We start from the raw sequence: 12,185 nt of genomic DNA on the forward strand, positions 1-12,185 counted from the left end.
CAGGCCCGACCACGGCCCGGCGGCGGCCCCGCCCCCTCACGAGCAGCTGGTCAGCGCTGACTCCACCCCGTTCCCCCCCAGCAGTCAGGTTCACCATGAGTTCCGACACGCACACCGCCCCGGCCGCGCCCCCGCCCGACGCGCCCGTCCTCGAGGCCCGCGGGCTCACCAAGCACTTCCCCGTCCGGGGCCTGCGCTCGAACGCCGTGGTGCACGCGGTCGACGGCGTGGACGTCTCGCTGCGCAGCGGCCAGGTCGTCGCGCTCGTCGGGGAGTCCGGGTCCGGCAAGTCGACCATCGCCCGCCTCCTGGCCCGCCTGTACACGCAGACGTCGGGCGAGATCCTGCTGCACGGCGAGCCCGTGACCGCGCACCGCGGCCGGGCCTTCCGCCGGTACTGCCGACGCGTGCAGATGATCTTCCAGGACCCGTTCGGGTCGCTCAACCCGGTCCACACGATCCGCTACACGCTCACGCGTTCGCTGCGGATCCACCAGCCCCGGCTGCGCGGGCAGGCCCTCGAGGACGCCCTGGCGGCGCTGCTCAACAGGGTGCAGCTCCAGCCCGAGCGGTACGTCGACAAGTACCCGCACGAGCTCTCGGGCGGCCAGCGCCAGCGTGTCGCGATCGCCCGCGCCCTGGCCGCGGACCCCGAGGTCCTGCTCGCCGACGAGCCCATCTCGATGCTCGACGTGTCGATCCGCATCGGCATCCTCAACCTGCTCAAGGACCTGCGCGACCGCCTCGGCATCGCGATCCTCTACATCACGCACGACATCGCCTCGGCCCGGTACTTCGCCGACGAGACCCGGGTCATGTACGCGGGCCGCATCGTCGAGCACGGCGAGAGCGAGCTCGTGACGCAGGAGCCCGCCCACCCCTACACCCAGCTCCTGGTGCGCTCGGCCCCCGACCCGGAGAACCTCGCCGCGCAGGACCGCACAGGCGCGAACGGCGAGCCCCCGTCGATGGTCCGCCCGCCCGAGGGCTGCCGCTTCAGCCCGCGCTGCCCGTTCGCGACGGACCTGTGCCGGAGCAAGGTCCCCGACCTCGTGGACGTGGGCGACGGTCGCAAGGTCGCCTGCTGGGGCTACGTGGGAGCGTCCGACGTCGAACCTGCCGAGCGGGACCTGATCCCCGCGCTCGGCTCCGCACGAGTGGGGGTGTCGGCATGAAGTACTTCCTGCGACGCATCGTCTTCTACGTGATCACCGCGTGGGCGGCCATCACGATCAACTTCTTCATCCCGCGCATGATGGACGGCGACCCGGTGTCGTCCTTCATCAACAAGAACCAGGGCCGCATCAGCTCCGAGGCCCGCGAGTCGCTCTACGTCCTCTTCGGTCTCGACAGCGGGGCCTCGCTCTGGGAGCAGTACGTCGACTACTGGAAGATGCTGTTCTCGGGCGACCTGGGGCTCTCGATCATGCTCTTCCCGAGCACCGTGAGCGAGGTCATCGCCCAGGCGCTGCCGTGGACCATCGGTCTGGTCGGCATCGCGACGGTCATCAGCTTCCTGCTCGGCTCGTTCCTGGGCGTCGTCATCGGCTGGCGTCGCGGCTCGTGGGCCGACGGCCTCCTCCCGATCACGACCTTCTTCTCGTCGGTGCCGTACTTCTGGCTGGGCCTGGTCGCGATCATGCTCTTCTCGGTGACGTGGTCGGTCTTCCCGTCGTCGGGCGCCTACCAGCCGGGACTGGTGCCCGGGTGGAACTGGGAGTTCATCAGCTCCGTGATCGAGCACGGCACGCTGCCGGCGATCACGATCGTGCTGTCCTCGGTCGCGGGCTGGATCCTCGGCATGCGGAACATGACCGTCACGGTCACCTCGGAGGACTACGTCACGGTCGCGCAGGCCAAGGGCCTGTCGGAGCGTCGCGTGATGTTCGGCTACGCGGCCCGCAACGCGATCCTGCCGCAGGTCTCGGGCTTCGCGCTGTCGCTCGGCTTCATCGTGTCCGGCACGCTCGTCATGGAGAAGGTCTTCTCCTACCAGGGTGTGGGCTTCACGCTCCTGCAGGCGATCGGCGCGCACGACTACCCCCTCATGCAGGGCATCTTCCTCATGATCACGCTGTCCGTCCTCGTGGCGAACATCCTCGCCGACCTCGCGTACGTGGTCCTCGACCCGCGCACCCGACAGGAGGGCTGACCGATGACCGGCATCCCCGTCCAGATGGACCACGCCCAGCTCGACAACGGGGCAGAGCCTCTCGCCCCCGAGGTGCCCCAGCGCCGCAAGGGTTCTCCCAAGAAGCAGAAGCTCTTGTTCCTGCGCAACGGCAAGTCCTTCACGGGGCTCGCGATCCTGGGCTTCTTCGCGATCCTCGCGGTGATCGGCCCGTGGATCGCGCCCTACGACCCGAGCGCGATGTCCTCGGACATCCTCCAGCCGCCGAGCGGCGCGCACTGGCTCGGCACCACGCACGTGGGCCAGGACGTGTTCTCCCAGATCCTCGTGGGCACGCGCGGCGTCATGATCGTCGGCTTCATCGCGGGCATCGGCGCGACGCTCCTGTCGATCCTCGTCGGCGTGAGCGCAGGCTTCCTGGGTGGCGTGAGCGACGAGCTGCTCTCGTCGCTGTCCAACATCTTCCTGGTCATCCCGGCGCTGCCCCTCATCATCATCGTCGCGGGGCAGCTCCCCGACGCGGGCGGCCTGACGGTCGCGCTCATCCTGGCGGCGACGAGCTGGGCGTGGGGCGCGCGCATCCTGCGTGCGCAGACCCTGTCGTTGCGTCGACGCGACTTCGTCGAGGCCGCGCGCGCCAACGGCGAGTCGACGTGGCGCATCGTGTGGTTCGAGACGCTGCCGAACCTCACGGCCATCATGGCGTCGAGCTTCGTGGGCACCGTGACGTTCGCGATCCTGATGCAGACGACGCTCGCCTTCATCGGCGTGACGTCGATCTCCGACTGGAACTGGGGCACGATCCTCTTCTGGGCCGAGCAGCAGCAGGCCCTCTCGCGCGGCGCGTGGTGGTGGTTCGTCCCGGCGGGCCTGTGCATCGCGATGCTCGGCATGGCGCTGACCCTCATCAACTTCGGCATCGACGAGTTCGTCAACCCGCGCCTGCGCTCGACGGGTGCGAGCCCGCGCGCCCTGCGCAAGCGCCGCATCTCGCCGCGCATCGGCTTCACGGCCGTGGTCCGCGAGGGGGCGCCGGCAGCGAACGCCACGACCACCAGCAGGCCCGACGGCGCCACGCGCCCGGGTGCGTCGCCCGCCTCGACCGGTGCGACGCCGTCGGGCACGGAGAAGGGCACGGGGAAGGGCGCGCCCGGCACCCCGGACGGTCCGGCTGGACCGGGCGACCCGGGCGGCTCGAGCGAGAACCGGGCCGAGGGCCCGACCGGGTCGCGTCGCGAGGCCGCACGCGACGCGCGCGACGACCGCGACAACGACGGCACGACCACACGCAAGGAGAGCGTCCGATGACGGTCACCGCCCTTCCCCCCGCCGGCGCCCCCACCGGGACCGGCAAGCCCGTGCTCGAGATCCGCGACCTGCACGTCGCCTACGGCTACGGCCCCGAACCCGTGCGCGCCCTGCGCGGCGTCGACCTCACGCTGCACGAGGGCGAGGTGCTCGGGATCGCGGGCGAGTCGGGCTGCGGCAAGTCGACGCTCGTCTACGCCGCGACCCGCCTCCTTCCCCCTCCCGGCCTCATCACGGGCGGCGAGGTGCTGTTCCACGGAGGCACGGGGGTCACGGGCGACGAGCCCGTCGACATCCTGCGCATGAGCGACAAGGAGCTGCGGCGCTCACGCTGGCAGGACACGGCCATCGTGTTCCAGGGCGCCATGAACTCGCTCAACCCGGTCTACCGGGTCGGCAAGCAGCTCACCGACGCGATCGCGGCGCACCGCCCCGGGATGTCGCGCTACGACCGCAACGAGCGGGCCGGCGAGCTGCTGTCCATGGTCGGGATCGCGAAGGACCGCATCTCGGCGTACCCGCACCAGCTCTCGGGCGGCATGCGCCAGCGCGTCATGATCGCGATGGCGCTCGCGCTCGAGCCCAAGGTGCTCATCATGGACGAGCCCACGACGGCGCTCGACGTCGTCATGCAGCGCCAGATCGTCGAGCAGATCATCGAGCTGCGCGACCGCCTGGGCTTCTCGGTCGTGTTCATCACGCACGACGTCTCGCTGCTCATCGAGGTCGCCGACCGGATCGCGATCATGTACGCGGGCGAGATCGTCGAGCAGGCCTCCGCGAGCGACGTCTACCGGCGCCCGCGCCATCCCTACACGCACGGGCTGCTCAACTCCTTCCCGCCCCTGCACGGCCCCAAGCGCCCGCTCGTCGGGATCCCCGGGTCGCCGCCCGACCTCCAGGCGCTCCCGAGCGGGTGCCCCTTCCGGCCCCGCTGCGCGCACGTCATGGACGCGTGCGCCGACGTCCACCCCTCCCTGGGCCCCACGTCGCTGGGGCTGCCCGGTGTCGGAGAGCCGGGCCGCTCGGTCGCCTGCCTGCTGCACGAGGGGCAGGGCGAGCTGCCCGCCGAGCTGCGGGTCTGAAGCCGCCAGGGTCGATGATCCCCTGGCCGCGGGGCGCCCAGTCGTCCCCGTGAGCAGAGCCGGTCGGTACCCCGCGTCGGGTGCCGGCCGGCTCTCGGTCGTCCTGGGTGGACCGTGCTGCGGCTCCGCTCGTCGTCGGGCCCGACCTGCCGTGACCTGCCCCTTCTCTTCGCCAGATCCCCACACCCGGTGACCTACCGTTGACGGGTGACTTCCCCCTACCCGACGCCGTCCCGGCCCCACCCCGCCCCGAGGTACCCCCCGCGGCCCGCTCCGTCGCGAGCCGTCGCGCCGAACCCCGCCCGTGCGCCGCGGTCGGGAGCGACCAACGTCGGGGCGCGGGCTGCGGCAGGTCTGGTCGCGGTCGCGGCGGTCGTCGCCTATGCGGTGGTCTGGCGCTACTTCGTCCTGTCGGCCGCGGGTCAGCACCTCGACCAGGCGGCCCTGCGGGGCTCGGACTACGGTCGCGGGCGTCTCTGGGCGCTCGGCGAGCCCGTGCTCGACGTGGTCTCGGTGAGCTTCGTGGTGCTGGGTCTCGGTACGGCCATGGGGATCGCGCTGCTGCGCCGGCGGTGGGGACTGGCCGTCCAGGTGGCGTTCGTCGTGATCGGCGCCAACATCTCCACCCAGCTCCTCAAGAAGGTGCTGCTCGAGCGACCCAACCTGATCGGCGGCTGGGGCGTGGGCAACACGCTGCCGAGCGGGCACACCACGGTCGCGGCCTCGGTCGCGGTCGCGCTGCTCCTGGTCGTCCCCCGGGCGGCGCGGCCCCTGGTCGCGATCCTCGGCGCGACGTACACGGCGGCGACGGGGGTCTCGACCCTCATCGGCCACTGGCACCGACCGAGCGACGTCGTCGCGGCGGTGCTCGTCGTGACGGCCTGGACGGCGCTCGCGCTCGCGTTCACCCCGTCGAGCGCGCTCGACCGCGTGCCGCCGGGACGCAGCAGCTCCTACCCCGGGTCGATCGTGGTGGCGGTGCTCATGCTGGTGGGGGCTGCGTTCTCGGCCGTCGCCGCGGCCTGGTGCCTGCGCGAGGTCGCCCCGGCGAGCTGGGACATGACGGACCTCGCGGAGACCACGGCCTATGTCGGGGGAGCATTCGGGGTGGTGTCCGCCACCGCGGGTGCCTTCGCGGTGCTCCTCCTGCTCCGGCAGGCGACGTCGCGCCCGGCCTGGGCCTGAGCGCCCGTCCACAGGACGTGGCCCCGACGGTGGTCCACAGTCGATAAGGTGCCGCCTGGCGCCGGTGGCGTAACGTCATAGGCTGCCGGGTGGGAGCCGCGCAGCGGATCGGGCGCACGAGACGTGCCGGACTGCGTCGCTCACCCCGCACGTCGGCTCACCTGGAGATCGCTCCAGGCGTGGGCCTCGATCAGCAGCTACGGAAAGCAGGAACGGATGTCCTCAGGTCGCAAGCTCGTCATCGTGGAGTCCCCCACGAAGGCACGCAAGATCCAGGGCTACCTCGGTGACGACTTCGAGGTGGAGTCGAGCGTCGGGCACATCCGCGACCTCCCGCAGCCCTCCGAGCTGCCCGCCGACATGAAGAAGGGGCCGTTCGGCAAGTTCGCGGTCAACGTCGACGACGGGTTCGAGCCGTACTACGAGGTCTACGCGGACAAGAAGAAGAAGGTCGCGGAGCTCAAGCGGGCGCTCAAGAACGCCGACGAGCTCTACCTCGCGACCGACGAGGACCGCGAGGGCGAGGCCATCGCGTGGCACCTGCTCGAGGAGCTCAAGCCCAAGGTGCCCGTGCACCGCATGGTGTTCCACGAGATCACCCGCGAGGCGATCGAGCGCGCGCTGGAGAACACGCGCGACCTCGACGTGCACCTCGTCGACGCGCAGGAGACGCGCCGCATCCTCGACCGCCTGTACGGCTACGAGGTCTCACCGGTCCTGTGGCGCAAGGTTCGTCAGGGGCTGTCCGCGGGCCGCGTGCAGTCCGTGGCCACGCGCCTGGTCGTCGAGCGCGAGCGCGAGCGCATGGCGTTCGTCGCGGCCGAGTACTGGGACGTCTCGGGGACCTTCGCGCTCGCGGACAAGGACGCCGCAGACGCGGACAAGAGCTTCGACGCGCGCCTGGTGCAGCTCGGCGGCGCGCGCGTCGCGTCGGGCCGCGACTTCGACGACCGCGGGCAGCTCAAGCCCGCCTCGGCACGCGACGGCGTGGTCCAGCTCGGCGAGCAGGCCGCCTCGCTCGTGGTCGGCGGGCTCGCGGACGCAGACTTCGCGGTCCGCAGCCTCGAGACCAAGCCCTACACGCGCCGTCCGGCCGCGCCGTTCACGACCTCGACGCTCCAGCAGGAGGCGAGCCGCAAGCTCCGCTTCAACTCGCGGCAGACCATGCGCACCGCGCAGGCGCTGTACGAGAACGGCTACATCACCTACATGCGTACGGACTCCCCGTCGCTGTCGGCCGAGGCCACCGACGCGGCCCGCCGTCAGGCCGCCGAGCTGTACGGCCCCGAGTTCGTGCCCGGCTCGCCGCGCGCCTACGCGTCGAAGGCCAAGGGGGCCCAGGAGGCCCACGAGGCCATCCGCCCTGCCGGTGACTCGTTCCGCACCCCGGCGCAGGTGGCGCGCGAGATCAGCGGCGACCAGTTCAAGCTGTACGAGCTCATCTGGAAGCGCACGGTCGCCTCGCAGATGGCCGACGCCAAGGGCTCGACGGCGTCGGTGCGACTGGCCGCACCCGTCGCGGGCACGGATGCCCAGGTCGCCGGCAAGGAGGCCGTGTTCGCGGCCTCCGGCACGGTCATCAGCTTCCGCGGCTTCCTCGCGGCATACGAGGAGGGCACGGACGACGCCACGGAGACGGCCGACGGCGCCGCGGCGAAGTCCGGCCGCCGGGGCGACGAGGACGCACGCCTGCCGCAGATGGCTGAGGGCGACCGGCTCGACGGGCGCGACCTCACGGCCGACGGGCACTCGACGTCCGCACCCCCGCGGTACACCGAGGCGAGCCTCATCAAGGCCCTCGAGGAGCGCGGCATCGGCCGACCGTCCACGTACGCGTCGACCATCTCCACGGTCCAGGACCGCGGCTACGTGCTGCCGCGCGGCCAGGCCCTGGTGCCCAGCTGGCTCGCGTTCGCCGTGATCCGCCTGCTCGAGGAGCACTTCGAGTGGCTCATCGACTACGACTTCACCGCGGAGATGGAGGCCGACCTCGACGCGATCGCGGCCGGCGACAAGGACCGCGTGGCGTGGCTGACCCGCTTCTACTTCGGGGACGGCACGGGGCGCGAGGAGGGCGAGGGGCTGCGTCAGCTCGTCGACGACCTGGGTGAGATCGACGCCCGTGACATCAACTCGGTCCCGATCGGCGAGGGCATCCAGCTGCGCGTCGGTCGGTACGGACCCTACGTGGAAGATCTCAGCGGACCTGTCGCAGATGGTCAGACCCCGCCGCGCGCCTCGGTGCCCGACGACCTGGCTCCCGACGAGCTCACGGTCGAGAAGGCGCGCGAGCTTCTCGCCGCGGGCGCCGACGACGGCCGGATCCTCGGTGCCGACCCCCAGTCCGGGAACCCGATCGTGGCGCGCGCAGGGCGCTACGGGCCGTACGTCACCGAGCAGCTCCCCGAGCCCACGTTCGACGAGGGCCTGTCCGCGGCCGCGCTCAAGAAGGCCAAGGCCGCGCTGCCCAAGCCGCGCACGGCGTCGCTCCTCAAGGACATGAGCCTCGACACCGTGACGCTCGAGGACGCGCTCCGGCTGCTGTCGCTGCCGCGCGTCGTGGGCACGGACCCGGAGACGGGCGTCGAGATCACCGCGCAGAACGGCCGCTACGGCCCGTACCTCAAGAAGGGCACGGACTCGCGCACCCTCCCCTCGGAGGAGGCCATGTTCACGGTCACGCTCGAGGAGGCGCTCGAGCTCTACAAGCAGCCCAAGCGCGGTCGCGGAGCCACGGCCACCCCGCCGTTGCGCGAGCTCGGCGACGACCCGACGTCGGGCAAGCCCATCGTGGTCAAGGACGGCCGCTTCGGCGCCTACGTGACCGACGGCGAGACCAACCGGACGCTGCCGCGCGACGTGACGCCCGAGTCCATCACGCCCGAGCGGGCCATCGAGCTCCTCGCCGAGAAGCGCGCGGCGGGCCCGGCCAAGAAGAAGGCGCCGGCCAAGAAGGCTCCCGCCAAGAAGCCGGCCGCGAAGAAGGCCCCGGCCAAGAAGGCGCCCGCCGAGAAGAAGTAGCCGCCCGGGCTCCGCGCGCCCGGGAGGGGCCGCCGAACCCGGCCCGTGCGTGGCGAAGGCCCCGGACCTGCACCCCTCGGGGGAGCGGGCCCGGGGCCTTCGCCGTGAGCGCCCGGACCGCCGGGTAGAACGTGCTGTGCGAGGTGGGACGCGGCGCGCACTACCTCGCACAGCACGCTCTACCCCGCTCGCCACCTCGCCGGGAGGCGGGCTGCGGCCGGCCAGCCGATCACCTCAGTGCCCCGTGTACCTCACGGGCTCGGGCAGGCCCGCGTCCGCACGGATCGCGCGCGACAGACCCTCGATCGAGCGCAGCGCGTCGACCAGCTCGGGCACGCGGACCTCGAACGGCATCGCGTGGATGGTCTCGCCCGGTGCCGTCGCGGCCTCGGCCACGCGGCGCAGGTCGCCCACGTCGGCCGTCGTGAGCCCGATCTCGGTCAGCGTGTTGGGCAGCCCGACGCGTGTCGTGAACTCGACGAAGTCGCGGATCTCCTGCGACGGGGCTCCTTCCAGCACGAGCTGGGTGAGCGAGCCGATGTTGACCTTCTGCCCGTGCGTGAGCCCGTGGGTCTGCGGGGCGGCCGTGAGCCCGTTGTGGATCGCGTGGGCCGCCGCGAGGCCGCCCGACTCGAACCCGAGCCCCGAGAGCAGGGTGTTGGCCTCGACCACGGCGTCGACCGCGGGCGTGACGAGGTGCTCCTTGACGGCCTCGATCGCGGCGAGCGAGTTCTCCCACAGGATCTTCCACGAGAGCTCGGCGAGCGCGGTCCCGGTGATGAGCGGCAGCCCACCCGCCATGGTCGTCGCGTTGGCCTTGGCCACGGCACGGGCCTCGATCCACGTCGCGAGCGCGTCGCCGATGCCTGCGACGAGGAACTTCACCGGGGCGTTGGCCACGAGCTGGGTGTCGACCAGGACCAGGTCCGGGTTGTGCGGGAAGAACCGGTACTCCTCGAACGCCCCCTCCTCGGTGTAGATCACGGACAGCGCGGAGCACGGGGCGTCGGTCGAGGCTACGGTCGGCACCGAGACCCAGCGGATCCCTTCGAGGTGCCCGGCTGCCTTGACGGCGTCGATCGTGCTGCCACCACCGATCCCCACGATCACGTCCGAGCCGGTCTCCCGGATGCGCCGGGCCAGCCGGTCGACCTCCGCGGCGGTCGCGTACGTGCCGAAGCCCTCGCGCTCGCGCGGCAGGTTCGCGGCCTGGAACGACTCGGCGACGGTGTCCTGGACGATCTCCCAGACGACGTCGTCGGCGACCAGCAACGGCTTGGTGCCGATCGGAGCGACGAACTCGCCGAGCCGCGACAGCGCGCCGCGCGACTGCACGTACCGCAGCGGGCTGATGAGCGTGCGGATCGGGACCTCGGACATGTGGACCTCCTCGGGTGGGGACAGGGAACCGCGCGGCCGCACGTGGAGGATTGCTCCTGCGGACCGCCGGCACCTCGACGCTATGTCGGGGAGCGGTCCACCGCCTGTCGGAGCACTGGCTCGACACGCTTGTATGAGTGCTGTTATAACAGTGCTGTGACATCCATCGACCCGACCGCCGTCCCCGGACGCTGGGACTCCCTCCATACCCTGCTGCGCCGGCTCGACGACGAGATCGGCACCGTCTACACCGACCGCGGGGTCGACGGCGTGCGACCGCGCTTCGTCTACCCGCTCATCCGTCTCGCCCACACCGGGCCGCTGACCATCCGCCAGCTCGCCGCGTCGCTCGGCCGCACGCACTCGGCCATGAGCCAGACCGTGACCGCGATGCGCAGCGAAGGACTCGTGCAGACCGAGTCCGGCGAGGACGCCCGCACACGCCGCGTCGCGCTCACCGACAAGGCCCGCGCGCTCGTCCCCCTCCTCGAGGCCGAGTGGCGCGCGACCGAGGAGTCGATCGCCGAGATCGACGACGAGCTGCCGTACGCGCTGAGCGCCGTCGTCACCGACCTCGAACGCGTCCTCGCGAGCAGGTCCCTGCGCTCCCGGCTCGTCGAGCGGCTCGACGCCGCGGGCCACCCGGCGCAGACGCCCGGCACGCCGGCACCCGAGACGCCCTGACGTGCGGGACAACGTCCTCGACCTGCGCCCGCTGCGCACCAGTGCTGCCTATCGCGACCTGTGGGCAGGCTCGGCCGTCGGTGGCCTCGGCTTCCAGGTGGCCACGGTCGCGGTGCTGCTCCAGGTGTGGGAGCTCACGCACAGCCCGGTGTGGACCGGTGCGATCGGCCTCGCGACCGCCGTGCCCCTCCTCGCCCTCGGCCTCGTCGGCGGGCACCTCGCCGACGTGCACGACCGCCGCACGATCATGCGCCTCGCGTCGGCCGGCCAGGTGCTCTCCGCAGTGGGCCTCGCCGCGCAGGCGCTCGCGGGCAACCGGTCCGTGTGGGTGCTGCTCGGTCTCGTGAGCCTCGGTGCGGCGTGCAACGCGCTGGGCTCGCCCGCGCGCCGGACGGTGCCGCCGCGCCTCCTGCCCGCCGACCAGGTCGCGGCCGGGCTCGCGCTGCAGAACCTCGCGTTCCAGGTCGCGATGCTCGTCGGGCCGGCGCTCGCAGGCCTCGTCGTCGCGCGCTGGGACCTCGCGGCCGCCTACGGCGTGCAGGTGGCGGCGGCCGTGGTCGCCCTGCTCGGGCTGGTGCGGCTGCCGCCGCTCCCGCCGGTGCCGACGCCCGCCGTGGTGCCGGCTTCGGACGGCGGCCCCGCACCCGTGCCCGGGCCCGTGCAGGTGCCGGACGGTGGACCGGTGCCGGACCACGGACGACCCGTGCGCCGTCGGGCCGCGGCGGGCGGCTGGTCGATCGTCTGGAAGCGGCCGACCCTGCGGGGCTCGTTCGCGACGGACGTCGCGGCGACCGTGCTCGCGATGCCCGTCTCCTTGTTCCCGCTCGTCAACGAGATCCGGTTCGACGGCGATCCGCGCACCCTCGGGCTGTTCCTCTCGGCGGTCGCGGTGGGCGGGATCGGCGCGGGGCTGCTCTCCGGTGCGGTCACGCGCGCGCCGCGGTCGGGCGCGCTGCAGCTCGCCGCGGCGGCGACGTGGGGGCTCGCCCTCGCGGGCTTCGGGCTGGCCGGGCCGCTGTGGCTCGCGCTCGCGTGCCTCGCGGTCGCGGGGGCGGCGGACACGGTGTCGGTCGTGACGCGCGGAGCGCTCGTCCAGCTCGAGACGCCCGACGAGTTCCGGGGCCGCGTGTCGTCGGTCGAGCACGTCGTGGGGGTCGCGGGCCCGGAGGTGGGCAACTTCCGCGGCGGGGTCCTCGCGTCGTTGACCTCGGCCCCCGTCGCCCTGGTGGCGGGCGGGCTCGCGGCGAGCGCCGTCGTCGGGCTGGTCGCCTGGCGCAACGCGCCTCTGCGTCGCTACCGGACCCCGGCCGCGACGACGGCGACGGCGAGGGGGGTGCCCGCCGAGACGACGTAGGTGCGTCGTCCTCCCTCGGCGGCCGACGGCTCGACGC

Annotated in this window: 9 protein-coding genes; 8 read left to right on the top strand and 1 reads right to left on the bottom strand. The window is 72.4% G+C overall.

Translation table 11 applies throughout. From position 1 onward, the window contains the following. Nucleotides 1–95 precede the first annotated feature (95 nt). The 6 genes from ASE27_RS10010 to topA all read left to right on the top strand — a co-directional run bounded on the left by ASE27_RS10010 (nt 96) and on the right by topA (nt 8,730). Nucleotides 96–1,175 (top strand): ABC transporter ATP-binding protein, encoded by a 1,080-nt coding sequence (locus tag ASE27_RS10010; protein WP_056649347.1) that lies wholly within the window; start codon nt 96–98, stop codon nt 1,173–1,175. Next, nucleotides 1,172–2,152, top strand: a complete 981-nt coding sequence (locus ASE27_RS10015) for an ABC transporter permease (RefSeq protein ID WP_056649350.1) — start codon at nt 1,172–1,174, stop codon at nt 2,150–2,152. Before ASE27_RS10010 ends, ASE27_RS10015 begins: the two co-directional genes overlap by 4 nt. A 3-nt stretch (nt 2,153–2,155) precedes the next feature. After that, entirely contained in the window at nt 2,156–3,439 is a 1,284-nt protein-coding gene (locus ASE27_RS10020) for an ABC transporter permease (protein ID WP_082608774.1), read from the top strand. Further along, a complete protein-coding gene (locus ASE27_RS10025) occupies nt 3,436–4,524 on the top strand; it encodes an ABC transporter ATP-binding protein (RefSeq protein WP_056649353.1) in 1,089 nt (362 codons plus the stop codon). The genes ASE27_RS10020 and ASE27_RS10025 overlap by 4 nt, the downstream gene beginning before the upstream one ends. Nucleotides 4,525–4,731: 207 nt before the next feature. Next, nucleotides 4,732–5,709 carry a phosphatase PAP2 family protein gene (locus tag ASE27_RS10030; protein ID WP_082608775.1) on the top strand — a complete coding sequence of 326 codons (978 nt, stop codon included), beginning with the start codon at nt 4,732–4,734 and terminating at the stop codon, nt 5,707–5,709. A gap of 216 nt (nt 5,710–5,925) precedes the next feature. Further along, nucleotides 5,926–8,730: a type I DNA topoisomerase gene (topA, locus tag ASE27_RS10035; RefSeq protein ID WP_056649356.1), complete on the top strand. Its 2,805-nt coding sequence runs from the start codon at nt 5,926–5,928 to the stop codon at nt 8,728–8,730. 234 nt (nt 8,731–8,964) lie between these two features. Here the strand turns inward: topA and ASE27_RS10040 are convergent, their stop codons facing one another. Next, entirely contained in the window at nt 8,965–10,110 is a 1,146-nt protein-coding gene (locus ASE27_RS10040; protein ID WP_056649357.1) for a glycerol dehydrogenase, read from the bottom strand. 156 nt (nt 10,111–10,266) lie between these two features. Between ASE27_RS10040 and ASE27_RS10045 the strand changes: the two genes are divergently transcribed. Next, complete coding sequence (locus ASE27_RS10045) at nt 10,267–10,794, top strand: MarR family winged helix-turn-helix transcriptional regulator (protein WP_056649361.1); 528 nt, start codon at nt 10,267–10,269, stop codon at nt 10,792–10,794. A 1-nt stretch (nt 10,795) separates the two neighbouring features. Then, nucleotides 10,796–12,148 carry an MFS transporter gene (locus ASE27_RS10050; protein ID WP_056649364.1) on the top strand — a complete coding sequence of 451 codons (1,353 nt, stop codon included), beginning with the start codon at nt 10,796–10,798 and terminating at the stop codon, nt 12,146–12,148. Nucleotides 12,149–12,185: the final 37 nt, after the last annotated feature.

It is taken from the genome of Oerskovia sp. Root918 (assembly GCF_001428945.1).
Lineage (GTDB): Bacteria > Actinomycetota > Actinomycetes > Actinomycetales > Cellulomonadaceae > Oerskovia > Oerskovia enterophila.